The 26957-nt window shown below is 75.8% G+C and carries 23 protein-coding genes and 1 pseudogene; 9 read left to right on the top strand and 15 right to left on the bottom strand.

Features of this window, described 5'->3' with window-relative positions:
• Positions 1 to 26 precede the first annotated feature (26 nt).
• The 6 genes from AFE02nite_RS09180 to AFE02nite_RS09155 all read right to left on the bottom strand — a co-directional run bounded on the left by AFE02nite_RS09180 (position 27) and on the right by AFE02nite_RS09155 (position 4850).
• Positions 27 to 869: a hypothetical protein gene (locus AFE02nite_RS09180; RefSeq protein ID WP_146819509.1), complete on the bottom strand. Its 843-nt coding sequence runs from the start codon at positions 867 to 869 to the stop codon at positions 27 to 29.
• Positions 870 to 1015: 146 nt separating this feature from the next.
• Entirely contained in the window at positions 1016 to 2275 is a 1260-nt protein-coding gene (locus AFE02nite_RS09175) for a hypothetical protein (protein WP_034247527.1), read from the bottom strand.
• Positions 2272 to 2814 (bottom strand): sigma-70 family RNA polymerase sigma factor, encoded by a 543-nt coding sequence (locus AFE02nite_RS09170; protein ID WP_052113856.1) that lies wholly within the window; start codon positions 2812 to 2814, stop codon positions 2272 to 2274. Before AFE02nite_RS09170 ends, AFE02nite_RS09175 begins: the two co-directional genes overlap by 4 nt.
• 166 nt (positions 2815 to 2980) lie before the next feature.
• A complete protein-coding gene (locus tag AFE02nite_RS09165; protein ID WP_146819508.1) occupies positions 2981 to 3388 on the bottom strand; it encodes a hypothetical protein in 408 nt (135 codons plus the stop codon).
• On the bottom strand, positions 3364 to 4281 hold the full coding sequence (locus AFE02nite_RS09160) for a hypothetical protein (protein ID WP_146819507.1): 918 nt from the start codon (positions 4279 to 4281) through the stop codon (positions 3364 to 3366). Before AFE02nite_RS09160 ends, AFE02nite_RS09165 begins: the two co-directional genes overlap by 25 nt.
• Positions 4278 to 4850 carry a sigma-70 family RNA polymerase sigma factor gene (locus tag AFE02nite_RS09155; RefSeq protein WP_034248790.1) on the bottom strand — a complete coding sequence of 191 codons (573 nt, stop codon included), beginning with the start codon at positions 4848 to 4850 and terminating at the stop codon, positions 4278 to 4280. The genes AFE02nite_RS09160 and AFE02nite_RS09155 overlap by 4 nt, the downstream gene beginning before the upstream one ends.
• 203 nt (positions 4851 to 5053) lie before the next feature.
• Here AFE02nite_RS09155 and AFE02nite_RS09150 point away from each other — a divergent pair, with 203 nt between their 5' ends.
• Positions 5054 to 7348, top strand: a complete 2295-nt coding sequence (locus tag AFE02nite_RS09150; protein ID WP_034248791.1) for a sodium-translocating pyrophosphatase — start codon at positions 5054 to 5056, stop codon at positions 7346 to 7348.
• Between the two features lie 89 nt (positions 7349 to 7437).
• On the opposite strand, the gene AFE02nite_RS09145 is transcribed toward AFE02nite_RS09150, so the two are convergent.
• Positions 7438 to 8121, bottom strand: coding sequence for a hypothetical protein (locus AFE02nite_RS09145; RefSeq protein ID WP_034248793.1), 684 nt, complete (start codon positions 8119 to 8121; stop codon positions 7438 to 7440).
• Positions 8122 to 8225: 104 nt separating this feature from the next.
• On the opposite strand from AFE02nite_RS09145, the gene AFE02nite_RS09140 reads away from it, so the two are divergent.
• Positions 8226 to 8882: an endonuclease/exonuclease/phosphatase family protein gene (locus AFE02nite_RS09140; RefSeq protein ID WP_146819506.1), complete on the top strand. Its 657-nt coding sequence runs from the start codon at positions 8226 to 8228 to the stop codon at positions 8880 to 8882.
• Positions 8879 to 10447, top strand: a complete 1569-nt coding sequence (locus AFE02nite_RS09135; RefSeq protein WP_146819505.1) for a DUF7059 domain-containing protein — start codon at positions 8879 to 8881, stop codon at positions 10445 to 10447. The genes AFE02nite_RS09140 and AFE02nite_RS09135 overlap by 4 nt, the downstream gene beginning before the upstream one ends.
• 10 nt (positions 10448 to 10457) lie before the next feature.
• Here AFE02nite_RS09135 and AFE02nite_RS09130 read toward each other — a convergent pair whose 3' ends face one another.
• From AFE02nite_RS09130 to AFE02nite_RS09115, 4 genes are all read right to left on the bottom strand, one after another.
• Entirely contained in the window at positions 10458 to 11066 is a 609-nt protein-coding gene (locus tag AFE02nite_RS09130; RefSeq protein ID WP_052114096.1) for a TetR/AcrR family transcriptional regulator, read from the bottom strand.
• Positions 11063 to 13714 (bottom strand): MMPL family transporter, encoded by a 2652-nt coding sequence (locus AFE02nite_RS09125; protein ID WP_146819504.1) that lies wholly within the window; start codon positions 13712 to 13714, stop codon positions 11063 to 11065. Before AFE02nite_RS09125 ends, AFE02nite_RS09130 begins: the two co-directional genes overlap by 4 nt.
• A gap of 99 nt (positions 13715 to 13813) precedes the next feature.
• Complete coding sequence (locus tag AFE02nite_RS09120) at positions 13814 to 15328, bottom strand: sensor histidine kinase (RefSeq protein WP_034247794.1); 1515 nt, start codon at positions 15326 to 15328, stop codon at positions 13814 to 13816.
• A gap of 1 nt (position 15329) precedes the next feature.
• A complete protein-coding gene (locus AFE02nite_RS09115) occupies positions 15330 to 16106 on the bottom strand; it encodes a response regulator transcription factor (protein ID WP_052113910.1) in 777 nt (258 codons plus the stop codon).
• Positions 16107 to 16271: 165 nt separating this feature from the next.
• Here AFE02nite_RS09115 and AFE02nite_RS09110 point away from each other — a divergent pair, with 165 nt between their 5' ends.
• Together AFE02nite_RS09110 and topA are read left to right on the top strand one after the other, a co-directional pair.
• On the top strand, positions 16272 to 17195 hold the full coding sequence (locus AFE02nite_RS09110; RefSeq protein WP_052113909.1) for a phosphatase PAP2 family protein: 924 nt from the start codon (positions 16272 to 16274) through the stop codon (positions 17193 to 17195).
• Positions 17196 to 17295: 100 nt separating this feature from the next.
• A complete protein-coding gene (gene topA, locus AFE02nite_RS09105) occupies positions 17296 to 20085 on the top strand; it encodes a type I DNA topoisomerase (RefSeq protein ID WP_034247793.1) in 2790 nt (929 codons plus the stop codon).
• A gap of 22 nt (positions 20086 to 20107) precedes the next feature.
• Here the strand turns inward: topA and AFE02nite_RS09100 are convergent, their stop codons facing one another.
• Positions 20108 to 20611, bottom strand: a complete 504-nt coding sequence (locus AFE02nite_RS09100) for an NUDIX domain-containing protein (protein ID WP_034247791.1) — start codon at positions 20609 to 20611, stop codon at positions 20108 to 20110.
• A 90-nt stretch (positions 20612 to 20701) separates the two neighbouring features.
• The gene (locus AFE02nite_RS09095; RefSeq protein ID WP_146819502.1) at positions 20702 to 20968 is read right to left on the bottom strand and encodes a CDGSH iron-sulfur domain-containing protein; all 267 of its coding nucleotides are present in this window, start codon (positions 20966 to 20968) and stop codon (positions 20702 to 20704) included.
• Positions 20969 to 21118: 150 nt separating this feature from the next.
• Between AFE02nite_RS09095 and AFE02nite_RS09090 the strand changes: the two genes are divergently transcribed.
• The 4 genes and pseudogenes from AFE02nite_RS09090 to AFE02nite_RS17740 all read left to right on the top strand — a co-directional run bounded on the left by AFE02nite_RS09090 (position 21119) and on the right by AFE02nite_RS17740 (position 23909).
• A complete protein-coding gene (locus tag AFE02nite_RS09090) occupies positions 21119 to 22183 on the top strand; it encodes an iron-containing redox enzyme family protein (RefSeq protein WP_146819501.1) in 1065 nt (354 codons plus the stop codon).
• Positions 22184 to 22314: 131 nt separating this feature from the next.
• Positions 22315 to 23073 carry a class I SAM-dependent methyltransferase gene (locus AFE02nite_RS09085; protein ID WP_222594374.1) on the top strand — a complete coding sequence of 253 codons (759 nt, stop codon included), beginning with the start codon at positions 22315 to 22317 and terminating at the stop codon, positions 23071 to 23073.
• A gap of 108 nt (positions 23074 to 23181) precedes the next feature.
• Positions 23182 to 23739 (top strand): annotated as a pseudogene (locus tag AFE02nite_RS18005) (2-phosphosulfolactate phosphatase); the annotation flags it as partial.
• A 47-nt stretch (positions 23740 to 23786) separates the two neighbouring features.
• Positions 23787 to 23909, top strand: coding sequence for a hypothetical protein (locus AFE02nite_RS17740; protein ID WP_261765559.1), 123 nt, complete (start codon positions 23787 to 23789; stop codon positions 23907 to 23909).
• Positions 23910 to 23978: 69 nt separating this feature from the next.
• Here the strand turns inward: AFE02nite_RS17740 and AFE02nite_RS09075 are convergent, their stop codons facing one another.
• Entirely contained in the window at positions 23979 to 25598 is a 1620-nt protein-coding gene (locus tag AFE02nite_RS09075) for an HNH endonuclease signature motif containing protein (protein WP_146819500.1), read from the bottom strand.
• A gap of 264 nt (positions 25599 to 25862) precedes the next feature.
• On the bottom strand, positions 25863 to 26930 hold the full coding sequence (locus AFE02nite_RS09070) for a PfkB family carbohydrate kinase (protein WP_146819499.1): 1068 nt from the start codon (positions 26928 to 26930) through the stop codon (positions 25863 to 25865).
• Positions 26931 to 26957 lie beyond the last annotated feature (27 nt).

The following is a 26957-nucleotide window of genomic DNA, read 5'->3' as shown; positions in this document are numbered from 1 at the left end:
CCGGCACCCCTCCCGTCGGACGGGCGTCAGTCAAGCACGCCGGTGCCACCGAGCGCCGCGACCAGGGCGTCCAGGTCGGCGCGGTGTGCGTCGAGGTACTCCCGCTGGAGCTCGTGCTCGACCGCCCGGCGCCGGGCGGACCAGTCGGTCGCGTCGCGGCAGTCCTGGTCGGCCAGCGCCACGCGGCGCTCGGCCTCGGCCCCCGCGTCGACCCTGCCTGCCGCCACGGGCGCATCGGGTGCGGCCTCGAACACCGCCAGCATCTCGTCGAGCAGGCGGCTCTCGGCGGCCTGGGGGGAGTCGTCGTCGTAGCCGGCGTCGCGCATGCAGGACGCCCAGGCCGCGTCGACCTCCGCCAGCCGCGGGTCGTCCCCCTCCCACAGCGACTGCAGGTAGTCCGCGACCTCCTCCTGCACGCCGCGCAGGTACTCGGCCTCGGCGCCGTCCCGCAGCTCCGCCCTCGCCGTGCATCCGGTGCCGTCGTAGCTGACCTGGCCGTCGCCCAGGTCGGTCGGCTGACCCAGGAGCGCGACGTCGTACGCCTGCTGCGCCTCGGGGCTCAGCGACTCGCGGTACGCGGTGTTCGCGCTCGTGTCGAGCATGTACGTGTACTGCCCCGGCTCGATCTCCGGCTGGCGCCACAGGCCGTAGCCGTAGGCCTCGGCGAACGCGCGGGTCCCGCGCAGCGGGTCGTCGGACGCCTCGAACGAGCCCGGGACCATGACGACCGGGGTGTACTCGAAGCCCTCGGTCGCCATGCAGGCGGCGATCGCCTCCTCGGTCTGGGCGAGCTCGGCGGCGACCTCCCGCTGCGTCCGGGCCCCGACGGCGTCGCCGAGGTAGACCTCGAGCGGCCCGGGCGTCGGCACGTCGCCTGCCTCGCCTGCCTCGCCGGGCGACGGGACGGGCTCCGTGGACGTGTCCGTGCCGCACCCGGCGAACCCCACGAGCAGGAGGGCGCCCAGCGCCGCGCGTCCCGCGCCGTGCAGCCTCGCGCGCCCTCGCCGGCAGGCCCTCACCCGTCACCGACGACGACGTCGACCGGCTCGGTCACGACCGTGCGGGTCCCGGTGACCGGGGTGGGGAAGACGTCGCCCGGGGCCTGGACCTCGCTCACGGTGACCTCGAGGAGCCCGTACGCCTGGTAGGTGCCGGGCGGCAGCGGCAGCGTGGGGCCCTCGGCGCCCGGCAGCCGGCAGATGACCGCGTCGCCGACGGCCGGCAGCTCGAGCGGCTCGTGACCGTCGACGACGAGCCGACTCGCGTAGTCCGCGTCGTACTGCCCGCGCCCGACGACGACGCCGTCGCGCGTCAGCACGAGCCGCACCGCGCTCATGGGGGCGTCGCCGACGACCGTCAGCCCGTCGCGGGACGTGAGCGAGCCGGTGCCGTAGACCGGCTCGCCGGCCTGCGCGGACGCGCCCAGCTCGACGTCGAGCCCGAGGTACGGGTCCGTCACCTCCGGCATCCGCGTCCCGCAGGTGCCGATGGCCGCGTCCGCCCGCGCCGCGTCGGCGGCGGCGACGACCTCGGCCAGGGCGACCTCGGCCTGCCGGACCGCCTCCTCGGCGCTCGCCGGGGCGGCGACGATCCGGAAGGGCGCCGGTCCTGCGGAGAGCTCGAGCGCATCGGCGCCGGGGTTCGCGTCGTCGGGCTTCGCCAGGGCGACCGTGGCGACGAGGTCGTACGCGCCCGGGGCGAGCTCACCGACGGCCGCGCAGGGCCACAGGGGGACCGTGTCCTCGGTCGTGTACCTGCCCGGCGACATGGCCTCGATGAAGGGCAGCATGCCCGTGGCGACCACGGTGCCGTCCTGCAGCACGGCGAGCTGGAGGTACTGCTCGACGTCCCACTCGAGGCGGACGGTGCCCTCGTAGGTGAGCGCGGCCGTCACGTCGACGGGCTCGCCCGCCACGACCGTCGAGTTGGCGAGCGCGGGGGCGGCCAGCGTCAGGCCCTCGCCCCGGGGCCGGATCGTGTCGGTGAGGACCACGTCGCCGCAGTGCAGCGCGGCGTCGTCGGCGTCGGCCGCGGGGTGGCGAGCGGCCCCGCGCCCGTTGGTCAGGGCCGTCGCGCCGACGGCGACCGCCACCACGGTCAGTGCGCCGAGGGCGCCCGTGGCCCCGGTCCGCACGGCCCGACGGCGGCGCACCCGGGCGGTCAGGGCGCCGACGAGCACGTCGTCGAGCGCGGTCGCGCCCCGGTCGGCGAGCACCGCAGGGGGGTCCCCCGGCCCGTCGACGACGTCGTGCAGGCGGCTGCGCAGGTCGGTCATCGCTCCTCCTCGTGCACGAGCTCGATCTCGGTCCGCGCGTCGGGCAGCGGGCCCAGGAGCGCCTCGAGGGCGCTCGCCGCGTCGGACAGGTAGCGCTTGACGGTCCCCTGCGCGAGGCCGAGCCGGTCGGCGATCTCCGGGACGGTCAGGTCGTCGTAGAAGCGCAGGACGACGCACGCCCGCGGCTGCGGCCGCAGGGTGGCCAGGGCGGCGCGCACGTCGATCCCCGTGTCCGCCGACGCCGTCGCGGACGGCACCGCGTCGGGCGCCCCGACGAGGTGCTGCAGCCGGTGCCAGTGCTGACGCCGGCGGTAGCCGTCGAGGAAGACGCGCAGGATCGCCTGGCGCACGTACTGCTCGGCCGCGGCGACCTCGCGCAGGGGCCGGCCCCGGCTGAACGTGCGGACGAGGGCCTCCTGGACCAGGTCGTCGGCGTCGCGCAGGTCGCCGCCCGTGAGCAGGGCCGCGTACCGGACCAGGGCGGGGCGGCGCTCGCGGACGAGCCGGTCCAGCACCGGCGCCCACGCGCTCTCGCCCACGGCGTCCTCCGTCCCCACTCCCGTACCGACTCCCGACGACAACCATGACGGGTGGGGTGGTCGGATCGTTGGTCGACGGGCACGGGGCGGCCGGCGCCCCGCTGTTGGCGGTCAGCGGGGCGCCGACCCTACGCCGTCCGTCGGCAGTCGGACGGCGGCTCTGGGGTCAGTCCCGGGGCGCCTCGACGATGACGTCCACGGGCTGGCTGCGCAGGACGAGCGTGTCGCTCACCGCGCGGGTGGTGCCGTCGGCCTCGGTGACCTGCTGGAGCGTGACCGGCAGCACCGCGTAGGCCTGGTAGATGCCCGGGGGCAGGTCGAGCTCGGGGGCGTCGGCACCCGGCAGGCTGCACAGCAGCACCTCCCCGGTGCCGTAGAACACCTGGGCGTCGGGGGTCGTCTCGACGGGCGTGGACGTGTCGTCGAGCTGAGCGCCCCGGCCGACGACGACGCCGTCGCGGGTGAGCACGACGGTCGCGCCGGTCTCGGGCATGGCGGCGACGACCGACGTCCGGCCACCCGTCGGCAGGAGGATCGTCACGGCGTCGATCAGGTCGCCCGGCGCGTACTGCATGCCGCTGCCGGAGTCGAGGTCGAGCTCGACTCCGGCAGCGGCTCGTCGGCGCCGCGCTCGGGCACCACCGTGCCGCACGTCCCGAAGGGCTGGGTGGCGCTGACCTGCGTCGACGCGTCGATGATCTCCTGCACGGCCGCCTCGGCCTCGGCCTGGGCCGGGGCGGCGGCGACCGCGTCCTCGACGCTGCCGATCGACAGCCCCCGCGGCCCGGTGCTCGCGCGCCACGTCTCCCCGTCGCCCGAGGTCAGCGTCACCGTGGCGACCACCTGGTAGTCGCCGGGGTCGAGCGGGGTGTCCCCGCCGCAGGCCGCTACCGGCAGGCGCGACGCGAACGCACCGAGCGTGCCGGTCTCGGTGCTGCTCAGCGGCGTCTCGGAGGCCGGCGGTTCGACCGGCCACTCGTCGGACGCGACCCCGACGACGACGCCGTCCTGCGCGACCGCGAGGTCGATGCGCGCCTCGGCGTACGTGACCTCCTCCGCCCCGGGGGCCCACCAGCGCAGCGTGGTCATGAGGTCGCCGCCGTACGGGACGGTGGTCGGCGTCTCGCCGGCCAGCGCCAGCGCGTCGTCGCTGACGAGCGCGTCCGGGACGGCGTCGCCGCACTCGAGCGCCTCGCCGTCGTGCGCGACGGGTGCGGGCGGCTCGGGCGCCTGGGTGGCCGGGCCCGGCGTCGGGCCGTCGCCGCGGTTTGCGAGCGCGACGGCGCCGACGGCCATCGCCGCGACGGTCCCCATGCTCAGGCTGCCGACGGCTGCCGTCCGCGCCGCCCGGCGGCGGCGGATGCGGCCCACCATCGGCCCGACCTGTGCGGTCAGGCGCGCGGTGAGCGCGTCGTCGTGCACCGAGCCGGCCAGGTCGGCGAGCGAGTGCTGCAGGTCGATGCTCATCGGTTCCTCCTGGTGTTGACGAGCCGGACGGAGGCCTGTGCGGCGTCGATCGCCTCGGCCGCGGGGGGCCGGACCGGCCCCAGCAACCCCTCGAGCCGCCGGACGCCGTCCGACAGGTACCTCTTCACCGCCCCCTCGGAGATGGAGAGCTCGTCGGCGATCCGTGCCACGGTCATGTCCTCGTAGAAGCGCAGGACGACGCAGGCCCGCTCGCGCGCGCCCAGCTCGCCCAGCGCCTGCCGCACCGCCACGCGGTTCCCGACGTCGGTCTCCGGGCCCGCCGTCACGTCCTCGCCCCCGGCGAGGTGCCGGACGGCGGCCCACCGCTTCCGCCGGCGGAACCCGTCGAGGAACGTGGTGAGCACGGCGCGCCGGACGTAGCCCTCGAGGTTGTCGAGCTGGGTGCCCGTGCGGGCGCGCGCGAAGGTCTTGACGAGCGCGTCCTGGACGAGGTCCTCGGCCTCGCGCCGGTCCCCGCACAGCAGGAACGCGTACCCGACCAGCGCCGGACCTCGTGCCACGACCAGCTCGTGCAGGTCGCGTTCCCAGCTCTTGGCCGCCGCGGCCATGTGTTCTCCCTCGTGCCCCTTCGACCCCCGTCACCCAGCATGACGCCGGCGGCCCTTCGAACGTTGGGGGTACCGGCGAAGGCGGGCCGCAGACGATCATGGTTCTGTGGGCCTTTGGTCCCGCGTAGACTTCCCGCCTGCGGCTAGGGGGCCGCGCGCCGTCGGTAACGGAGCCGGCGACCCGACCGGACCATGGAGGACGTATGCCCTCGCTCGCCTCGTCGAGCCTCGTGACCGTCGCCGTCATCGCCCTCATCGCCGTGGCGTCACTCGGCTTCGCCGTGTACCTGCGTCGCCAGGTGCTCGCGGCGGCCGAGGGGACCACCCGCATGCAGACGATCGCGCAGGCGGTCCAGGAGGGCGCCGCGGCGTACCTCAGCCGCATGTTCCGCACCCTCGTGCTGTTCGCCGCCGTGGTCTTCGGGCTGCTCTTCCTGCTGCCGGGCGACGCGGGCGTGCGGGTCGGTCGCTCGATCTTCTTCCTGGTCGGCGCCGGGTTCTCCGCGGCGATCGGCTACCTCGGCATGTGGCTCGCCGTGCGCGCCAACGTGCGGGTGGCGGCGTCGGCGATGGCGCCGGACGGGCGCAGCGAGGGCGCGCGGATCGCGTTCCGGACCGGCGGCGTCGTCGGCATGTCCGTGGTGGGCCTGGGCCTGCTGGGCGCGGCCGTCGTCGTGCTCATCTACCGCGGCGACGCGCCCGCGGTGCTCGAGGGCTTCGGCTTCGGCGCGGCGCTGCTGGCGATGTTCATGCGCGTCGGCGGCGGCATCTTCACCAAGGCGGCCGACGTCGGCGCGGACCTCGTGGGCAAGGTCGAGAAGGGCATCCCCGAGGACGACCCGCGCAACCCCGCGACGATCGCCGACAACGTGGGCGACAACGTCGGCGACTGCGCCGGCATGGCGGCCGACCTGTTCGAGTCGTACGCGGTCACGCTGGTCGCGGCGCTCATCCTCGGCAAGGTCGCGTTCGGCGAGCAGGGGCTCGTGTTCCCGCTCATCGTGACGGCGGTCGGGGCCGTGACCGCGGTGCTCGGCGTCCTGCTCACGCGGGTCCGCGGCACCGAGAGCGGTCTGCGCGCGATCTACCGCGGCTTCTACCTGGCCGCGCTGGCCGGCGTCGTGCTCTCCGCGATCGCCGCGTTCGTCTACCTGCCGTCGACGTTCGCCGAGCTGAACGGCGTCGGCGACGCGCTCGCGGACCACGTGGCCGACCCGCGCGTCGTGGCGACGCTGGCCGTCGCGATCGGCGTCGTGCTCGCGGGCGTGATCCTGTGGGTGACCGGCTACTTCACCGGCACCACGAGCAAGCCGACGATCCACGTCGCGCGCACCTCGCTCACCGGCCCGGCGACCGTGGTGCTCTCCGGCATCGGGGTCGGCTTCGAGTCCGCCGTCTACACGGCCGGCATCATCGCCGCCGCGATCTGCGGCGTGTTCCTCATCTCGGGCGGCTCGATCGTGCTGAGCCTGTTCCTCATCGCGCTCGCGGGCTGCGGCCTGCTGACCACCGTCGGCGTCATCGTCGCGATGGACACGTTCGGGCCGGTCAGCGACAACGCGCAGGGCATCGCGGAGATGTCCGGCGACGTCGACGCGGCGGGTGCGCAGGTGCTCACCGACCTCGACGCCGTCGGCAACACCACCAAGGCGATCACCAAGGGCATCGCGATCGCGACGGCCGTCCTGGCCGCGACCGCGCTCTTCGGCTCCTACACCGACGCCGTCCGGCAGGCCGTCGCCTCGCTGGGGCAGGCGATGGACGACTCCGGTCTGGCCGTCGCGATGATCTCCTACGAGGTGATCTCGCCGATCACGCTCGTCGGCGTGATCCTCGGTGCGGCGACCGTCTTCCTGTTCTCCGGCCTGGCCATCGACGCGGTGACCCGCGCCGCGGGCGCGATCGTGTTCGAGGTGCGGCGCCAGTTCCACACCATGCCCGGGATCATGGAGGGCACGGTCCGGCCCGACTACGGCCGCGTCGTCGACATCTGCACCAAGGACTCGCTGCGCGAGCTCGCGACGCCCGGACTCCTCGCCGCGTTCGCGCCGATCGCCGTCGGCTTCGGCCTCGGCGTCGGGCCGCTCGCCGGGTTCCTGGCCGGCTCGATCGGCGCCGGCGTGCTCATGGCCGTGTTCCTCGCGAACTCGGGCGGCACCTGGGACAACGCGAAGAAGATCGTCGAGGACGGCCGGTACGGCGGCAAGAACTCCGAGGCGCACGCGGCCGTCGTCATCGGCGACACCGTCGGTGACCCGTTCAAGGACACCGCTGGGCCGGCGATCAACCCGCTCATCAAGGTGATGAACCTGGTCGCGCTGCTCATCGCGCCCGCCGTGGTGACCGTGAGCCTGGGCGTGGACGCCAACCACCCGCTGCGCCTGACCATCGCCACGGTCGCGGCCCTCGTCGCGTTCGGCGCCGTGATCGTGTCGCGGCTGCGCGCCGCGCGCGTGGACCGCGAGGGGCGCCTCGAGCGCGAGGCGCAGGCGGCGTAGGCACGGCGGCGCAGGTCACGCCGGGGAGGGTCCGTCGGCGCAGGTCACGCCGGCGTAGGCACGCCGGGGCGGGCGGGGCCTCGGCCCCGTCAGCCCTCGCGGTGGAGCACCGTCACCATCGCGCTGGTGTCCATGCCCTCGACGACCGGGGTCAGCCGGAGCTCGTCCCCGGAGCACGTGTAGGTGCTGGTCCCGCCGGCGGCCATGCCGCTGAGCGGGATGTCCTCCAGGCCCGGGACGTCGAGCTGCTCGCCGTTGACGTACGTCTCGTAGGTCATCTCGAGCGCGCTCGAGTCGACGGCGGAGATCACCACCTGCTCGTTGGTGACCTCGATGGCCGCCGTCAGGGTGCCGGACCAGCTGTTGACCATCCGGAACTCCTGGCCCTCCATCTCCCAGCTGACCTCGACCACCTGGTCCCGGTACTGCGTGGTCATGGTGCCGTCGGCGATGGTGGTCAGGGAGTCCCCGGACACCGTGGCCTGCGCCCCGAGGTCGGACATCCCCAGCGCGGAGGTCGTCGCGGCGGCCTGCTCCTCGGCGTCGGAGACCCACACGCCCTCGACGCAGCCGGCACCGCCCGACGCCGCGGCGTCGCCGCCGTCGTCCTCGGTGGGCTCTGCGGTCGGCTCGTCGGTCTCCTCGGCCGCCGACGCCGTGGCGGTCGGCTCCTCGGCGTCGCCCCCGCCGCCGGAGCACGCGCCCAGCAGCAGCGCGGCGGCGGCGAGCGGTACGAGCACCGCGGGACGGGTCTGGCGGCGGATGGCGCGCACGTGGGTCTCCTCGCGTCGGGCGCCGCCCCTGCGACAGCGCCGCTCGGAGCGGCCATCGTGGCACGGCCGGTGAGAACCGGACCAGGGCGGGCAAGAATGGCCGGGTGACGACGCTGCGAGTGATGACCTACAACATCCGCATGCTCAAGGACGACCGGGCGGCGGTCGTGGCGGTGCTGCGCGCGTGCGCGCCGGACGTCGTCGCGATCCAGGAGCCGCCGCGCGGCGGGGTCGTGGGCCGGTGGCGGCTGCGGCGGCTCGCCGCGGAGGCCGGCCTGGAGGTCGTCGTCGCCGGGGAGGGCGCGCGCACGACGGCGCTGCTCGCCCGCCCGGAGCTCGCGATCACGGGCGCGCGCGGGATGCGGCTGCCCTCGGCGCCGGGCCGCACCCTGCGCGGGCTGGCGATCGCGGAGCACGCCGGCCTGCGGATCATCTCGGTCCACCTCGGCCTGTCCGCGCACGAGCGGTCGCGGCAGGTCGTGCGGATCATGCCGCTGGTCGCCGCCGCGCCGAACTGCCTCGTCCTCGGGGACCTCAACGAGCTCCCGGACGGGCCGAGCTGGCGCCGCCTGGGCATGAACCTGCGCGACCTCGCGGCCCACGCCGGCCCGACCTACTCGGCGACCGCGCCCGTCAAGCGGATCGACGCGGTGCTCGGCAGCCGCGGGGTCGTCGCATCCGGCGCGCGCGTCGTCAGCGACGAGCACACGGCCCGGGCGTCGGACCACCTGCCCGTCGTCGTCGACGTGCGGTGGTCATGAGCACGCCGCGCGTCGGGCCGGCGCTGGCAGAGGCGCTCGACGGCCTGCGGGCGGACCTGGCGGACGCCTTCACGGCGGAGCACGTCGAGGCGGTGCTCGGGCCGGTGGCCCGCGCCGCGCTCGGGCGCGAGCAGGCGGTGCCGGCGCTGCGTGACACTGCCGGCCGCCCCGAGCCCGCGGCGGTGCTGGTGCGGGCCTTCGTCCTCGGGGTGCCCGTGCGGCGGGCCGACCTCGACCGGGCGCTGCCGCGCGCGGGGACCGGCGGGTGCGTCGCCCTGGGTCTGGTCGAGGCCGCCGGCACCGGGCCCGACGACGAGGTCCGGCCCCTGGCCGACCTGCAGCCGGTCGTCGTGGAGGACGCGCTCGGCCGGGCCGAGTGGTGGCTGGCCTCCGACCCCGGCGAGCTGGCGACCGGGCGGCGCCTGCGGGCCGACCACGTGCTCGGCGTCGGGGGCGCGTCCCTCACGCTCGCCGGGGTGACGATGCGCAGCCCGCGCCGCCGGGTGCTCGACCTGGGCACCGGGTGCGGCATCCAGGCGCTCCTCGCCTCCCGGCACGCGCAGACCGTGGTGGCGACCGACCTCGCGCCGCGCGCCCTGGCCTACGCCGCGTTCAACGCCGCGCTCGCCGGGGTGACGCTCGACCTGCGCGAGGGCTCGATGCTCGAGCCGGTGCGGGGGTCGGGCGTCTTCGACCTCGTCGTGTCCAACCCGCCGTTCGTCATCACGCCGCGCTCGTCCGACGCCGCCGGGCCCGACCAGCGCTACGTGTACCGCGACGGCGGGGCGAGCGGGGACGACGTCGTGCGCGACCTGGTGCTCGGGGCCGGCGACGTGCTCGCGCCGGGCGGGGTGGCGCAGCTGCTCGGCAACTGGGAGCACCGGCGCGGGCAGGACTGGCGCGAGCGCGTGGGGGAGTGGGTGGACCGCGCGGGTCTGGACGCCTGGGTGGTCCAGCGCGAGGTGCAGGATCCCGCCGAGTACGCGGAGACCTGGCTGCGCGACGGCGGCACCTCGCCCGACCGCGACCCGGCGGCCTGGCGCGCGGGCGTCGACGCGTGGCTCGACGACTTCGCGACGCGCGACGTCGAGGCGGTCGGCTTCGGGCTGGTCGTGCTGCGCCGACCGACGCGCGGCGTGCCGACCCTGCGCCGGCTGGAGGAGCAGACCGGGCCGATGCACCAGCCGCTCGGCGCGCACCTGGCGGCGGCGCTCGCGGCGCACGACTGGCTCGCGGTGGCCGACGACGCCGAGCTCGCCGGGACCCGCCTGGTCCCGGCGCCCGACGTCGTCGAGGACCGGCACCACACCCCGGGCGCGGCCGAGCCGATGGTGGTCCGGCTGCGGCAGAACTCCGGGTTCGAGCGGGCGGTCACAGTGTCGCCGACGGTTGCCGCCCTGGTCGGGGCGCTGGACGGCGAGTTCGCAGTGGGCCAGGTGCTCGCGGCGATGACCGCCCTGCTCGACCTCCCGGCGGAGCTGGTCACCGCCGAGGTGACGGGCCCGCTGCGCGACCTCGTCCGCGACGGCCTGCTCGTGCGCGCCGACGACGCGGGGGCGCCCTGAGCGTCGTCGCCTAGCCCGCCGGGTCCTCCAGCCCGGCGCGGAGCCGTCCCAGCGCGCCGCGGACCCGGTCGTGGACCGACGCCGCGTCACCTGCCGCCTCGGTCCCGGCGGGACCATCGGCGCCGAGCCCGGCGCTGACCAGGCCGAACAGCGCGCCGACGACGAGGTCCACCGTCTCGGCGCGGCCGGCGTCCCGGGCACCCGTCGCCGCCCGGGCGCGCTCGCCGACGCCCTCCCAGACCTGCCACTGCGCCTCGTGCACGTACGGCCGCAGCTGGGGGTGCGCGACGGCGAGGCCGGCGACCTGCTGCAGCACCTCGAGCGTCCCCCGCTCGACCTGGTGGTCGACGAGGTGACCGACGACCTCCAGGACGTCCGCGCCGTCGGGCGGGACCCAGGAGTCCAGCGCGGCCCGCGCGCGGTGTCCGACGACCGCGGCGACGGCGGCCTCCTTGCAGGCGTAGTAGTTGGAGAAGGTCCGTCGGGAGACGACCGCCTCCTGCACGATGTCGTCGACGGTCACCTCGGCGAAGCCCCGCTCGCGGACGAGGTCGAACGCGATCGCCGCCAGGCGCTGCTCCATGGCGGCGCGCTTGGCCTCGCGCAGTCCCGGGCTCACGGCCTGAGCGTCTCACGTGCGGCGGGCAGGTCGAGGTGCGAGCCCTCGACGTCGACCTCGGGCAGCACGCGCGTGAGCCACCGCGGCAGCCACCACGCCCGCTCGCCGGCCAGGTGCAGCACGGCGGGGACGAGGGTCATCCGGACGAGGAACGCGTCGATGAGGATGCCGGCCGAGAGCGCGAAGCCGAACTGGCGGATCGTCGTGTCGGTGCTCAGCACGAAGCCGCCGAAGACCGCGATCATGATCACCGCCGCCGCGACGACGACCCTGCTGGCGTGGTGGAACCCCGCGACGACGGCACGGCGCGCGGGCGCGCCGTGCACGTGCTCCTCGCGGATGGAGGTGCCGAGGAACACCTGGTAGTCCATCGCGAGGCCGTACAGGATCCCGGTGGCCATGATCGGCAGGAAGCTGAGCATCGGCCCGGCGCGGTCGACGCCGACGAGCCGGGACAGGTCCGCGTGGCCGAACACGGCCACGACCAGACCCATCGTGGCGCCGATCGACAGCAGGAACCCGGCGGTGGCGGCCAGCGGCACGACGACGGAGCGGAACACCAGCAGCAGCACGACGAGCGAGAGCCCCGCGACGAGCACGACGTAGACCGGAATCGCCGCCGCGAGCGCCGACGACAGATCGATGTTCAGCGCGGTGAGCCCGGTCACGCCCACGGCGTCGGCGCCGGTCAGCTCGGCGTCGCGCAGGTCGGTGACGAGGTCCGCGGTGGCCTGGTCGGTGGGGCCGCCGTCCGGGACGACGGTGAACAGGACGAGGCCCGAGTCGGGCGAGCTGCCCATGAGCCGCACGTCGGCGACGTCCGCCCGGTCCCCGAGCTCGCCCTGCCACGTCTCGAGCTGGTCCAGGTTGCCGCCCGCGGGGTCGGCGGGGGTCACCGCGACGACGAGCGGGGCGTTCGCGCCCTCGCCGAGCGTGCGGGTGACGCCGTCGTAGGCGACGCGCGACGGCGAGCCGGGCTCCGCGGTGGCGCCCGACGGCATCCCGAGCTCCATGGCGGCCGCGGGCACCGCGAGCGCGCCGAGTGCGATGACGACGGCGGTGATCGTGGCGGCGGGCCGCGCCGTCACGGTCCTGACCCAGCGCTCGGCCGCGCGCCCGAACCGGCCGTGGTGGGCGGCGCCGTCGGCCGTCGGGGCGTGCGACGGCGCCCGGCCCCGGGACCCGACCAGCCCGAGGAGCGCCGGCACGGCCGTCAGCCCCAGGGCGACCGCGAGCGCCACGGTCACGGCCGCCGTGACGGCCATCGTGGTCACGAACCCCATGCCCAGGGTGAGCAGGCCGAGCAGGGCGATGACGACGGTGGAACCCGCGAACAGCACGGCGCCGCCGGCCGTCGCGGTCGCGCGCGCGGTGGCCTCGACCGGGTCGAGCCCGAGCCGGGAGCGCAGCGAGCGCTGCTTGTGCACGAGGAACAGGGCGTAGTCGATGCCGACCGCGAGCCCGAGCATGAGGCCGAGGGCCGGGGTCGACGTGGTCATGAGGAAGTTGCCGGACAGCGCGTAGGCGCCGCCGACGCCGATGAACACGCCCAGCAGCGCGGTGAGGATGGGCAGGCCCGCGACGACGAGCGAGCCGAGGGTCAGGAGGAGCACGACGGCCGCGACGGCCAGGCCGATGACCTCGGTCCCGCCGAGGGGCGCCTCGAGCGGCTGGAGCGCGCTGCTCGCGGCGGCGTCCAGACCGGCGGGTGCGACGGTGTTCTCGATACCGGTGAGCAGGTCGTCCAGCGCGCCGTCGGGCAGGTCGGACGCCTGCTCGGTGAGCTGGAGGGTCGCGACCGCCGTCGTGCCGTCCGCGGAGACCACGACGCCCGGGCGGGGGCCGTCCGGCGTGCGCAGGGGCTCGCCCCGCGGCGAGGTGCCGGCCGTGAGCGCTGCCATGCGGTCGAGCGCGGTGGCCGTGCCCTCCGCGACAGCGGACTCCACGGCGGCGACGGGGTCGGACATGGCGGGGTCGGCCTGGGGGAGCGTGACACCGGTCGGCGCCAGAGTGGCCAGGTCGGCCTGGAGCGTGCCGGCGTCGGCGAACAGCGCTCCCGTGCCCTCGATGCGGGCCCGGTCGTCGGCGGCCAGCAGCGCCTCCGCGCGTGCCGCCAGGTCGTCGAGGCGGGCGGAGGCCGCCGCGAGCGCCGTACGCCGCTCGGCGGGGACGTCGGCGCTCGGGGGGGTCGCCTGGGTCCGGGCCTGCTGCAGTCCCGCGAGCAGCTCCTCCAGGCGGGCCGACACCTCGTCGGCCACGCCGGCCTCGACCCGCGCGCGCACGGTCGCCTCGACGCGGGCGCGCTCCTCGGCGAGCCGCGCTTCGCGGTCGACGACGATGCCGCTGGTCAGCGCGCCGTCGAGGGCGGCGCCGATGGCGGACGCCCGGGCGGGTGAGTCCACGCGCCCGCCGTCGGTCGCGGTGAAGACGATCACGCCCTGGGTCCCGGCCGCCTCGGGCAGCGCGGCGGCGATGTCGTCGAGCACCTCCTGGGCGGGCGCGTCGTCGAGCGTCAGGGTCGTCGCGATGGACGGCGTCTGGGTGGCGAGCAGGGCGGCGACGCCGGCGACGACGAGGGCCCAGACCCCCAGGACGCGCCACGGGCGTGTGGCGGCGAGACGCCCCCACCGGTAGAGGAAACGCGACATGTCCTGAGCTCCGTCCGTCGTGGTGAGGTCACCACGGTAGACAGAATCTTGCGCAATGAGCAATTTTGCTTGTCAGGCAATGCGTGCGGGCGCTCCGCGTCAGGCCGTCGGGTCTCCCTCGTCCGGCGGCCGGGGCGCCGGGCCCGCGACCGGGAGGGTGACCGTGATCGTCGTGGCCCCGGGGGTCCCGTCGGCGGCGATCGTGCCGCCGTGGGCGTCCACGACAGCCTTGGCGATGGACAGGCCCAGCCCCGTGCCCGTGCCGGGGGAGCGGGCGGCGTCGCCCCTGGCGAAGCGGTCGAAGAGGCGGCCGACGAGCTCCGGGTCGATGCCGGGGCCGTCGTCGCGCACGGCGATCGTCACGCTCCCCGAGCCGCCGGAGCCGCTCGACGTGACCGACGTGGTGACCGTGGTCCCGGCCGGGGTGTGCAGGCGGGCGTTGGACAGGAGGTTCGCGAGGACCTGTCGCAGGGCGCCGTCGTCGCCGGTGACCACGACGTCGTCCGCGGTCTCCGGGACCTCCAGGCGCCAGGCGTGGTCCGGGCCGGCGACGTGGGCGTCCGCGACGAGGTCCGCCGCGAGGGAGGCCAGGTCCACGGGGCCGCGGCTGATCGGCCGGCCCGCGTCGAGGCGCGCGAGGAGCAGCAGGTCCTCGACCAGGGACGTCATCCGGCGGGCCTCGGACTCCACGCGGTCCATCGCCCGCACGACGTCCGGTGGCACGTCCTCGGGGCCCCTGTCGAGCCGGCGGACCAGCTCGGCGTACCCCCGGATCGACGCGAGCGGCGTGCGCAGCTCGTGGCTCGCGTCGGCGACGAACTGGCGCACCTGCGTCTCGGAGCGGTGCCGGGCCGCGAGCGCGTCCTCGACGTGCGAGAGGAGCTGGTTGAGCGCGGCGCCCACGCGGCCGACCTCGGTGCCGGGATCGGTGTCCGCCTCGGGCACGCGGTCGGCGAGCACGACGGCGCCCCGCGCCATCGGCGTGGCCGCGACTCGGGCCGCGGTGCCGGCGACGCGCTCGAGCGGACGCAGCTCGCGGCGGACCAGCCAGGTGCCCGCGAGCCCGACGATGAGGAGGCCCGCGAGCGTCACGGCCGCGGTCGTCGCGATGTGCTGCTGGGTCGTCGCAGCCACCTCGGTGAGCGAGAGGCCGGCGACCGTCACGACGCCGTCGCCCGCCACCGCCGTCACGCGGTACTCGCCCAGCGAGCCCAGACGTGCGGTGTGCACCGCGCCGTCGAGCGGCAGGTCGAGCAGCACGTCGCGCTGCTCGTCGTCCAGAGCGGCGCGGCCACCCGTGTCGGTGATGTGCCAGGCCACGCCGACGGAGCCGTCGGTCGCGAGGGTCACGGTCCCGGCGGCCTGGCCGGGGATGTCGACGCCGCGGTTGCCGCCCGGCAGGGGCCAGCGCGTGAAGTAGCTGAGCGAGCGGTCGGCCGCCGCTGACACCTCGGCGTCGAGCCGGTCGACGAGGGACGAGCGCAGCGCCAGCGTCGAGGCGACGCCGATGACCGTGGCAACCGTCGCGAGCAGCGCCAGCACGAGCGCGACGAGTCGCTGGCGCAGGCTCCAGCGGGCGCGCGGCTGCGCCTGCTGCGGCTGGTTCGCCGACACGTCAGCCCTGGTCGGCCGGCTTGAGCACGTAGCCGGCGCCTCGGAGCGTGTGGATCATCGGGGCGCGGCCGGCGTCGATCTTGCGCCGCAGGTAGGAGACGTACAGCTCGACGATGTTCGCCTGCCCGCCGAAGTCGTAGTGCCACACCCGGTCCAGGATCTGCGCCTTCGACAGCACGCGGCGCGGGTTGCGCATGAAGTAGCGGAGCAGCTCGAACTCGGTCGCGGTGAGCCGGATCTCCTCGCCGCCGCGGAAGACCTCGTGGCTGTCCTCGTCGAGCACGAGGTCGCCGACGACGAGCCGCGCGTCCTCCTCGGCCGTCGCGGCACCCGCGCGCCGGAGCAGGGCGCGCAGCCGGGCGACGACCTCCTCGAGGCTGAACGGCTTGGTGACGTAGTCGTCGCCGCCGGCGGTGAGCCCGGCGATGCGGTCCTCGACGGCGTCGCGCGCGGTGAGGAAGAGGACCGGGACGCGCGGGCGGGCGTCGCGCAGGCGCCGCAGGACGTCGAAGCCCGACATGTCCGGGAGCATCACGTCGAGCACGACGACGTCGGGGTCGAGCGCGGCGGCCGTCTTCACCGCGGCGCGGCCCGTGAGGGCGGACTCGACCTGCCAGCCCTCGTAGCGCAGGGCCGTCGAGAGCAGCTCGCCGAGCATCGGCTCGTCGTCGACCACCAGGACGCGCACGGGCGAGCCGTCCTCGCGGACCAGGCGGGGCGGGCCGCCGGCGCGGCTCGTCGTCCGGTCGGTCGTGCGCGGGTCTGCGCCGTGATCCATGCGGCCATTGTCGGCCCGCGCCGTGCCCGCGCGCTGTGCGAAACCTGTGCGCGACCTGTGGGTCGGTGACCTTCTGCCGAGCCCATCCTGGGATGGAGACGGCGCCCCGGTGGTCCGACCGCAGGCGCACGGCGGCTCGTGGGCCGGTCGCTTAACGTAAGGCGCGTGGCAGCCGACCTCGACCCTGCGCCCGCGCCGCCGACGTCGGTGCGGCGCGAGGTCGTCGTGCGGACGGCCGTCGTCGTGGTCGGGCTGCTCGCGGCGGCGGCGGTGTGGGCGACGTGGCGCGTGTTCGTCGGCACGTACGAGGGGCAGCTGCTGGACCAGGCCGCGTTCGAGGGCGCGGAGCTGGGGCGCAACCAGCTCTGGCGGGTCGCCGAGCCGGTGCTCGACGTGATCTCCGTGCCGTTCATCGCGGCCGTGCTCGCGATCGCGGTGATCGTCGCGCTGGTGCGCCGGCGGTGGCTGCTGGCGGCGCAGGTCGTCCTCCTCATCGCGGGCGCCAACGCGTCCGGGCAGCTCCTGAAGTACGGGGTCTTCGAGCGGCCCGACCTCGAGGTCGGCGACCGGCTCGCCAACACGCTGCCCAGCGGGCACACCATCGCGGCGACGTCGTGCGCCGTCGCCCTGGTGCTGGTGGTGCCGCGCGCCTGGCGGGCGGGGGTCGCCGTCGTCGGCGGGCTGTACGCGGCGGGCACCGGGGTGTCGACGCTGATCGGGGCGTGGCACCGGCCGGGGGACGTGGTCGCGGCGGTGCTGCTGGTGCTCGCCTGGACCTGCCTGGCGCGGGCCCTCGGGCCGAGCGGCTCGCGCGGGACCCGGGCCCAGCACCGCCGGGAGTCGACGGCCGCGAGCCTGCTCCTGGGGGCCGGCGTCGTCGCGGCCGGCGTTGCCGGACTGGCGCTGATGCGGACGCTCGAGGCCCTCGGCCAGGTGGAGGGCCAGCACCACTGCACGGGCCTCGAGACGCGCGAGGCGCTCTTCACCGCGTACGCCGGCGGGTCCCTCGGCATCGTGGCCGTGTGCGCCGCCGTGTTCGGCGTCGTGCTGGTGGTGCTGAGGATCACGGAGCCCGCGCCGGTGCCATGATCGGGACGGCCCGTCGCCCGCGGGCTTGACGCGAGGTCGTAGAGTGCGCCTCCGACGGACCGGTCGGTTCGTCGACCATCCGAGGAGAGGTCCCACCACCGTGCCAGGTCGCAAGCTCGTCATCGTGGAGTCGCCGGCCAAGGCGCGCACGATCGCTGCGTACCTGGGCGAGGGCTTCACCGTCGAGGCGTCCGTCGGGCACATCCGCGACCTGCCGCAGCCGTCCGAGCTGCCGGCGGAGATGAAGAAGGGCCCCTTCGGCAAGTTCGCCGTCGACGTCGACAACGGCTTCCAGCCGTACTACGTCGTCGACCCGGACAAGCGGAAGAAGGTCGCCGACCTGAAGAAGGCCCTCAAGGACGCCGACGAGCTCTATCTCGCCACCGACGAGGACCGCGAGGGCGAGGCCATCGCGTGGCACCTGCTCGCGGAGCTGAAGCCGAAGGTGCCGGTCAAGCGGATGGTCTTCCACGAGATCACGCGCGAGGCGATCCAGCGGGCCCTGGCCAGCCCGCGCGACCTGGACGAGCGCCTGGTCGACGCGCAGGAGACCCGGCGCATCCTCGACCGGCTGTACGGCTACGAGGTCTCGCCGGTGCTGTGGCGCAAGGTGCGTCAGGGCCTGTCGGCGGGGCGCGTGCAGTCCGTGGCGACGCGCATGGTGGTCGAGCGCGAACGCGAGCGGATGGCGTTCCGGGAGGCCGAGTACTGGGACGTCAAGGGTACGTTCCGGCTGGTCGACGGGGCGGCGGCGGCCGACGACACCGCGTTCGACGCGCGGCTGCTGTCCCTGGGCGGCACGCGCGTGGCGACCGGCCGCGACTTCGACGACCGGGGAGCGCTGCGTGGCCGCGGCGACGTCGTGCAGCTGGGCGAGGCCGAGGCGCGTGCGTGGGCCTCGGCGCTCGAGGCGGCGGCCTTCTCGGTGCTCGAGGTCGAGACCAAGCCGTACACCCGCAAGCCGGCGGCGCCCTTTACCACCTCGACGCTGCAGCAGGAGGCCGCGCGCAAGCTGCGGATGGGCTCGCGGCAGACGATGCGCGTCGCCCAGGCGCTGTACGAGAACGGCTACATCACCTACATGCGGACCGACTCGCCCGCGCTGAGCCGCGAGGCGACGGACGCCGCGCGTCGGCAGGCCGCCGACCTGTACGGGCCGGAGTTCGTGCCCGATCACCCGCGCGTGTACTCCGCGAAGAACAAGGGCGCGCAGGAGGCGCACGAGGCCATCCGGCCCGCCGGCGACCACTTCCGCACGCCCGGCCAGGTGGGGCGCGAGCTCTCCGGTGACCAGTTCCGGCTGTACGAGCTGATCTGGAAGCGCACCATCGCCTCCCAGATGGCCGACGCGCGGGGCTCCACCGCGTCGGTGCGGCTCGGCGCCGACGCGGCGCTCGCGGCGGGCGACGCGCCCACGCGGGCCGTGTTCGCGGCGTCGGGCACCGTCATCACGTTCCGCGGGTTCCTCGCGGCGTACGAGGAGTCGCGCGACGCCGAGCGGTACGCGGACGACAGCGGCGCGGGCGCTGGCGCAGGTGGCGAGCGCGGCGAGCGCGAGGCGCGGCTGCCGCAGATGGCCGCCGGCGACCCGCTCACGGCGGTGGCCCTCACGCCCGACGGGCACCGCACCTCGCCGCCGCCGCGCTACACCGAGGCGAGCCTGGTCAAGGCGCTCGAGGAGCGGGGGATCGGCCGACCGTCGACGTACGCGGCGACCATCGGCGTGATCCAGGACCGCGGGTACGTGACGGGTCGTGGGCAGGCGCTCGTGCCGAGCTGGCTCGCGTTCGCGGTGACGCGCCTGCTCGAGGAGAACTTCGACCGGCTGGTCGACTACGACTTCACCGCCGCGATGGAGGAGGACCTCGACGCCATCGCCGCCGGGCAGAAGGACCGGGTCGCCTGGCTGAGCCGGTTCTACTTCGGCGGGGGCGAGGGGGCCACGACCGCCGACGCGCTCGGCCTGCGCGACCTCGTGGAGAACCACCCGGACATCGACGCGCGCGAGGTCAACTCGATCGAGATCGGCGACGGCATCGTGCTGCGCGTGGGCCGGTACGGGCCCTACCTCGAGGACGCCGCTGCCCCGACGGGCGACGACGGCAGCCCTCGCCGCGCGTCGGTGCCCGAGGACCTCGCGCCCGACGAGCTGACCGTCGCGAAGGCGCGCGAGCTGCTCGAGACCCAGCCCGACGGCGACCGCGTCCTCGGCGAGGACCCGGCGACCGGGACGACGATCGTGGCGCGCAGCGGCCGGTACGGGCCGTACGTCACCGAGGTGCTGCCCGAGCCCGAGATCCCCGAGGGACTGTCGGCGGCCGAGAAGAAGCGGCGGCTCGCGGCCGCGCCCAAGCCCCGCACCGGGTCGCTGTTCCGCTCGATGCAGCTGCAGACCGTGACGCTCGAGGACGCCCTGCGCCTGCTCTCGCTGCCGCGCGTCGTCGGCGTGGACCCGGCGACGGGTGAGGAGATCACCGCGCAGAACGGGCGGTACGGGCCCTACCTGAAGAAGGGGACCGACTCGCGGACCCTGCCGAGCGAGGACGCGATCTTCGACACGACGCTCGAGGAGGCGCTCGCCATCTACGCGCAGCCCAAGCGCGGGCGGGGCCAGGCCGCCTCGGCGGCGGCGTTGCGGGAGCTCGGGCCCGACCCGGTGTCGACCAAGCCCATCGTCGTCAAGGACGGCCGGTTCGGGCCGTACGTCACCGACGGCGAGACCAACGCGACCCTGCGCAAGGGCGACGAGGTCGAGTCCGTGACGCTCGAGCGCGCGGCCGAGCTGCTCGCCGAGAAGCGGGCCCGCGGGCCGGTCAAGCGGACCTCGGCGCGCGGCGGGGCACGGAAGCCCGCGGCGAAGACGACCCGGAAGCCTGCAGCGAAGAAGTAGGCGTGCGGTTGGTCCGGCCCGGTCAGGGCTGGCCGGTGACCAGCGGCATCGCGATGACGGCGGGCGGCCGACCGCCGTCGGTCAGCGCGCGCAGGACCGTGAGCTCGTGCGGGACGACGGGCGTCGGGAGCGCGGCGAGCGGGAACCAGCGCATGTCCGCGCAGCGGTCCGGCTCCAGCGGCGTGGGCTCGCCCGCCCAGCGGCGGGCCCGGAAGAAGAAGTCGGCGCGCTGCTCGATCGGCGGCCCGCCCGGGATGAACCGGTGCAGGGTCGTCAGCGGCTCGAGGTCCGCCTCGGCGACGACGACGCCCGACTCCTCCGCGGCCTCCCGGACGGCGGCCGCGGTGATGGTCTCGCCGGGCTCGAGGTGGCCCGCGAGGACCGCCCAGTGCTCGTCCATGTAGCCGGTGCCGCGGCGAAGCTGCAGGAGCACCTCGTCGCCCCGCTGGGGGTCGCGCCGCTGGAGGACGACGTACGCGGCCGCCACCAGGAGCGCGCGATCGGCCGGGTCGTCGGTGTACGCCATCGGGCCAGGGTAGTGAGGGTACTGGGCTGGGTGCTGGGCTCGGGTGCTCGGCTGGGGTGCTGGACTGGGTGCTGGGCTGGCGCGCGGGGGTCAGGCGACCGACGGCTGCTCGTCGTCCGTGCGGAAGCCGATGACCTTGTGGGTGCCGTCGCAGTACGGCTTGATGCCGGACGCGCCGCACCGGCAGAGGGCCACCGTGGACCGCCGCCGGGGCGCGGGAGAGCCGTCGGACAGGAGGATCTCGACGTCGCCGCGGACGAGCAGCGGACCGTGCGGGCAGGCGGTGACGCTGGCCCACGGACCGTCGGTCGTGCGCGGCTCGGTCGTGCGCGGCTCGGTCATGCGCGGCTCGGTCATGAGGCCAGTGAAACCCGAGGCGGGCCGGGGCGCTCGTCGGGCCTCCGGATGCGGGGGTGGGCCGCAGGTGCGAACCTCGCCGGAGCGACGCGCGTCGTCGGCCGCGGGGGCGTCCCGACCGGCCGAGCGCGCGCCCGGACGAGGAGGACCATGCGCGTTCCCGCCGCACGCGGCCCGCTGAGCTCGGCCCTGGCGACCGCTCTGCGCGGCATCCCGGGGCCGGTGCCCGAGGTGCGCGCGGCTGCGGAGGCCGCCGTCGCGCGGGCCGCCGTCGGCCGGGCCGGTGCGGGCGCCGATGCCCGTGCCGGCGGTGTGCTCGCCGACGACGACGTCCAGCTCGCCCTGCTGTGCATGTACGAGCTGCACTACCGCGGGCTCGACGGCGTCGACGAGGCGTGGGAGTGGGCGCCCGACCTGCTCGCGGCGCGCGCCGTGCTCGAGGAGGCGTTCGAGGCGGCGGTGCGCGAGCTCGTGCCCGTGCCCGACACGGCGGCGCGGACCGCGGACGAGGTCGCCGAGGCCCTGTTCGAGCTCACCTCCGACGACGCGGGGCCGAGCCTGTCCGGGTACGTCGCCAAGCGGGCCAGCGACGAGCAGCTGCGCGAGTTCGTGGTGCACCGGTCGATCTACCACCTCAAGGAGGCGGACCCGCACTCGTGGGCGCTGCCGCGGCTGACCGGGCGGGCGAAGTCCGCGCTCATCGAGGTGCAGGCCGACGAGTACGGCGGCGGGCGGCCCGGGTACATCCACTCCGAGCTGTTCGCCGGGACCATGCGGGCGCTGGGACTGGACGACACCTACGGCGCGTACGTCGACGCGGTGCCGGCGCCGACGCTCGCGAACGTCAACCTCATGAGCCTCTTCGGGCTGCACCGGCGGCTGCGCGGGGCGATCGCGGGGCACCTCGCGGCCTTCGAGATGACGTCCTCGATCCCGTGCCGCATGTACGGCAACGGCTTCCGCCGGCTCGGGTACGGCGAGGACGTCACGCGGTACTTCGACGAGCACGTCGAGGCGGACGCGGTGCACGAGCAGATCGCCGGCCGTGACCTCGCGGGCGCGCTCGCGGAGGCCGAACCGCAGGTGCGCGACGACGTCCTGTGGGGCGCGGCCGCGTACCTCGCGGTGGACGGCCTGGCCGGGGCGCAGATGCTCGACGCGTGGGAGGCGGGGCGCAGCGCGCTGCGGACGCCGACGGCGGTCGCCGCCGCCTGAGCGCTGAGCGGCGGGTCGCGCCGTCCCCGTGCCCGGCGAGCGCTGCGGCCGGAGGCCGGGTCGCCGCAGTCGCAAGCAGGGTCGCGCAATCCCCGTGCCCGCGGGCGCGCACGGGGATAGGTTGCCTGCCCGTGGACACGCACGTGGCGACGAACGCTGCCTACTGGGACGGACGGGCCCCGCACTGGGTCGACGCCGGGCGGGTGAACTGGGCGGCGCAGGAGCCGCAGTGGGGCGTCTTCGGCATCCCGCAGTCGGTGGTGCCGGTGCTGCCGGAGGACGTCGACGGGCTGGACGTCGTCGAGCTCGGCTGCGGCACCGGGTACGTGTCCGCGTGGCTCGCGCGTCGGGGCGCCAGGCCCGTGGGGATCGACGTGTCGGTCGAGCAGCTCGCGACCGCGCGGGCGCTCCAGGAGGAGTTCGGGCTGGAGTTCCCCCTGGTGCACGGCAACGCGGAGGAGCTGCCCTTCCCGGACGCGTCCTTCGACCTGGCGATCACCGAGTACGGGGCCGTGACCTGGTGCGATCCCTACCGGTGGATCCCCGAGGCGGTGCGCGTGCTCCGGCCGGGCGGGCGCCTGGTGTTCCTGCGCACCGGCGTGCTCATGTCGCTCTGCGAGCCGCAGGAGGGGACGGTGGCCGCGCAGCTGCTGCGGCCCCTGTTCGGCCTGCACCGCCTGGAGTGGGACGACCCCGAGGGTCGGTGCGTGGAGTTCAACCTCCCGCACGGGGAGATGGTCCGGCTGCTCGCCTCGTGCGGGATGGTGCTCGAGGACCTCATCGAGGTCCAGGTGCCCGAGGACGCGCAGACGTCGTTCCCGTACGTCACCGCCGAGTGGGCGCGGCAGTGGCCGTGCGAGGAGGTCTGGTTCGCGCGCAAGCGCGGGTGACCGGAAGGCCGGTGCTCGAGAGCGGGCCGTTCGCGCGCTCCTCGACCTGCGGCCGATACGTTCGAGTGCGTGGACGACGTCTTCGGTCAGACCGCGTTCGCCCTCCGGATGGACTGGGGGAGCGCGGGCGCCCTGGCGTGCCTGGCCGACGTGACGGTGGTCGTCGACGTGCTGAGCTTCTCGACGGCCGTCACGGTCGCCGCCGAGCGCGGCACGCGGGTCTTCCCGTCGCCGTGGAACGACGAGCGAGCCAGGACGCTCGCCTCTGAGCAGGAGGCGGTCCTGGCCGTCGGACGCGCGGAGGCGCAGCGAGAGGGTGCGGTCCTCGCGCCGTCACTGTCGCCGGCCACCCTCCTCGAGGCGGCTCCGGTCGAGCGGTTGGTCCTGCCGTCGCCGAACGGCTCCGCCATCGCCGCGGCGACCGCGGCCAGCGGGTCCGTCGTCGTCGCCGGCTGCCTGCGGAACTCCGGGGCGGTCGCGCGCTGGCTCGCGCCGCGGCTCGACGCGGGGCTCACCGTTGCCGTCGTCGCGGCCGGGGAGCGCCGGGCCGGGGACGGGTCGCTGCGCCCGGCGCTGGAGGACCATCTCGGCGCCGGGGCGATCGTGTCCCGGCTCCGTGGGCTCGTCCCCGGTGGCGTCGCGAGCCCAGAGGCGAGGGTCGCGGCCGCTCTCTTCGACGCCTGTGCGCCTGATCTGACCGCGATCCTGCGCGAGTGCTCGGCGGCCGTGAGCTTCAGGTGGCGGGCTTCGGTGCCGACGTGGAGGTCGCGTCGGCGTTGGACGCCTCGCCGGTCGTGCCGGTTCTGGTGGACGGCGCGTTCGTCGCGCAGGTGTGACTCGACGTGCCCAGCAGCGGCCTTGGGCTCGGCGCGTGACCAGTCGGTCAGCACCGCGTCAGAACGGCGTCAGAACGGCGGCGGCTCTTCGGCGCCACCGTCTCCGGTGGTCGCATGCTCGGCTGCCGCCCCGACTGCTGTCGACTCGCCCGTCAGCGTCGCTCCGCCGAGCGAGGTGTCGGCGCCGGGCGCCTCCACCGGCTCCCGTGCGTACTCGTGCCCCGTCGGCGCGGTCCACACCGTGCGGCCGGTGGCGTCGTCGCGTCGCACCTGCCAGCCGCCGTGCGTCTTGAGGTTGTGGTGGTGCCGGCAGAGGGCGTGCAGGTTCTCGCCGACGGTCTGGTCGTCGGCGGGCAGGGCCGGGTCGAAGGGCTCGATGTGGTCGAGGTCGCACCGCATCGCCTGCACGCGGCAGCCGGGGAAGGTGCACGTGCGGTCGCGGGCGAGGACGTCGTCGGCGAGGGCTGCCGGTGGTCGGTAGCCCGCTGGTCGAGAGTCCGCTGGTCGAGAGTCCGCTGGTCGAGAGTCCGCTGGTCGAGAGTCCGCTGGTCGAGAGTCCGCTGGTCGGTTGCCCGGCGGTGCGCTGCCCCGCGTCGTCCGGCCCAAGCCGTGGTCGCGACCCTCGCGCGTCCGGGCCTCACCGGTGCGCGGGTCGATGCCGACGACCGTGCAGGTCGCGTCCCGTGCGATCTCCCGGGCCATGTCCGCGCTGATCGGGCCGTAGCCCGCGAGGTCGGCGGGTGCGTCGTCGTCGCCCGCGAGGGTGCTCGCCGCCACCGTGACCTGCAGGTGCGGCCGGCGGCGCTGGCGGCGCGGCAGGGGGGTGCCGTCGGGGCAGGTCCCGGCGTCGAGCCAGCGCGTCACGACGTCGACCAGCGCGTCCGCCCGCCGCTCGTCCACGCCGCGGGGGTCATCCGGCGCCGTGGCGTCGGCCAGCGCGGTCAGCGTGGCGTGGACCGCGATGGCGTCAGGGGCCGGGAGGTACGCGTGCAGCCAGGCCATGCCGTCCCGCACCGCCTCGAGGGAGACGTAGCGGCCGCGGCGCTCGCGCTCGTGGGCGCGCGCGGCCGAGGTCGGGTCGGCGGCCAGAGCCCGCCGGCGGATCCGGCCCCGCAGCGCCGGGATCGTCAGCCCGCCGGCCAGCGGCACGACCTCCGCCGCGACGTCGAACCGCAGCAGCGCGGGCAGTGCGAGCAGCTCGTCGCACAGCATCGCGGCCTTGCGCGGGTCGACGGCGCCCCGGTCGAGCGCGTCCCAGACCTGCGGGACCTGCTCGAGCCCCATCGCCTCGCCGACGAGGCGCTGCCCGGCCGCGCGGGTGGTGCCCAGTCGGGCGGCGACCTCGTCCGCCACGAAGCCGGCCCGGCCCTGCGCCTGGCGCCGGCGGCGGAGCTCGTTCACCGCGACCGCCTGGCGGGAGGCAGCCCACGCGGCGAGCCGGTCGAACGCGTCGATCGCCTCGAGCAGCACGGCGTCCGGCTCGACGGGCACCTCCAGTCGAGCGAGGAGCCCGGCGAGCTCCGGCCCGGGCGCCCGGTCGAGGGCCTCACGACGCGCGTCGTCCGCCTCCGCCGCGGCCGCGACCGCGCGCTCGACCGCAGCCGCGAAGGACTTCTCCACGCGAGGCCCGGGCGCACGGACGTCGAGCCGCACCTCGGGGCTCAGGACGGTCGCGCGCTGTTCGAACACCAGTACAGAGTATCGGCGGGCACCGACATGCGGTGGCCGGGGAAGGGTTGTCCACAGATGCCGTGACCTGCACGGATGCTTGCCGCCGGCGGCCTCGTTGCGTCGGGCGTGACGCGTCCGGCGGCGTTGTCCGCACCGCCATCGTGGCCTCCCACGGGCCGCGCGCGGCCCCCGCCCGCGCGGCCTCCCGCGCGCGCGGCCTCACCGCTGGTCGGCGCCCGCCCCGAGCTACGCCCCGAGCTCCGCGCCGGGCTCCGCCCCGAGCTACGCCCCGAGTTCCGCGCCGGGCTCCGCCCCGAGCTCCGCCCTGAGCTCCGTCCGCAGCCGCTGCACGAGCCCGTCGTCCGCCGCCCACCCGCGCGCCCCCGCCGCCGCGCACGACGCCGACGCGACGCCCGCCGCCCACGCCAGCGCGGTCACGACCTCGTCCAGCTGACCGCCCGGGGCGCCGTCGGCGCTCCTTCGCGTCGCCAGCCAGGCGGCCAGCGCACCGTGCAGGACGTCGCCCGCCCCCAGCGTGTCCACGACCGGCACGGCCGGCACCCGGACCGACGCGCGGCCGTCGCCCACGGCCACGTCGATCGGCCCGCCCCCGGCCGACCGCGCCCCCACCGACGGTCCGAGCCGCAGCACGGCGTCGAGCGCGTCACCCAGCGCTGGCCGCGTCCCGCCGCCGGGCCCCGTCACATCGCCGCCCCCCGCGACGCCGTCGGGCCCCGTCACATCGCCGCCCCCCGCGACGCCGTCGGGCACCGCGAAGTCCGCCGACACCACCGCGACGTCCACCCGCGCCAGCAGCGCCTCGAGCCCCGGCTTCCACGACCCGCCGTCGAGCAGCACCGGCACCCCGCGCCGCCGCGCCTCGGCCGCGACCTCCACGCCCAGGTCCAGGTGGTGCCCGTCCACGAGCACCAGCCCGACGCCGTCCCACACCTCCGCCGGCACCTCGACGGGGTGCGGGGCCGAGCCTGCGACCCCCGTCGCGTTCACGGACACGACGGCCCGCTCGCCCGTCGCGCGCGTGACCAGCACCGTCGACACGGGCGGGCTCGCCCCGGGGGCGGCGAGATCCACGACCTCCACCCCGGCCCGCGCCAGGTCCTCGCGCACCACGCCGCCGAGCGCCCCGCCGCCGATCCGCGTCACGAGCCGCGCCGATACGCCCAGCGCGGCGCAGGTCACCGCCGCGTTCGCGGCCGGCCCGCCCGCCGCGACCGCCAGCCCGGCGGCGACGACCTTCTCGTTCGCCGTCGGCACGCGCTCGACCGTCTGCACGACGTCGAGCGTCGCCAGCCCGCACACCAGCACCCGTCCGCCCGCACGCTCGCCCACGCGCCGAGGGTAGGCCCGGCGCGCCCG

This window comes from Actinotalea fermentans (assembly GCF_007991475.1).
GTDB classification, from domain to species: Bacteria; Actinomycetota; Actinomycetes; order Actinomycetales; family Cellulomonadaceae; genus Actinotalea; species Actinotalea fermentans.
The sequence above is the reverse complement of the archived record's forward strand: the minus strand, read 5'-3'. Positions and strand labels throughout refer to the sequence as shown.

Coding starts and splice junctions, on each gene's coding strand:
- AFE02nite_RS09100 (WP_034247791.1), bottom strand. CDS start 20,611: ATGGCGTACACCGACGACCCGGCCGATCGCGCGCTCCTGGTGGCGGCC.
- AFE02nite_RS09095 (WP_146819502.1), bottom strand. CDS start 20,968: ATGACCGAGCCGCGCATGACCGAGCCGCGCACGACCGAGCCGCGCACG.
- AFE02nite_RS09155 (WP_034248790.1), bottom strand. CDS start 4,850: ATGGCCGCGGCGGCCAAGAGCTGGGAACGCGACCTGCACGAGCTGGTC.
- AFE02nite_RS09135 (WP_146819505.1), top strand. CDS start 8,879: ATGAGCACGCCGCGCGTCGGGCCGGCGCTGGCAGAGGCGCTCGACGGC.
- AFE02nite_RS09160 (WP_146819507.1), bottom strand. CDS start 4,281: ATGAGCATCGACCTGCAGCACTCGCTCGCCGACCTGGCCGGCTCGGTG.
- AFE02nite_RS09090 (WP_146819501.1), top strand. CDS start 21,119: ATGCGCGTTCCCGCCGCACGCGGCCCGCTGAGCTCGGCCCTGGCGACC.
- AFE02nite_RS09150 (WP_034248791.1), top strand. CDS start 5,054: ATGCCCTCGCTCGCCTCGTCGAGCCTCGTGACCGTCGCCGTCATCGCC.
- AFE02nite_RS09125 (WP_146819504.1), bottom strand. CDS start 13,714: ATGTCGCGTTTCCTCTACCGGTGGGGGCGTCTCGCCGCCACACGCCCG.
- AFE02nite_RS09165 (WP_146819508.1), bottom strand. CDS start 3,388: ATGCAGTACGCGCCGGGCGACCTGATCGACGCCGTGACGATCCTCCTG.
- AFE02nite_RS09175 (WP_034247527.1), bottom strand. CDS start 2,275: ATGACCGACCTGCGCAGCCGCCTGCACGACGTCGTCGACGGGCCGGGG.
- AFE02nite_RS09115 (WP_052113910.1), bottom strand. CDS start 16,106: ATGGATCACGGCGCAGACCCGCGCACGACCGACCGGACGACGAGCCGC.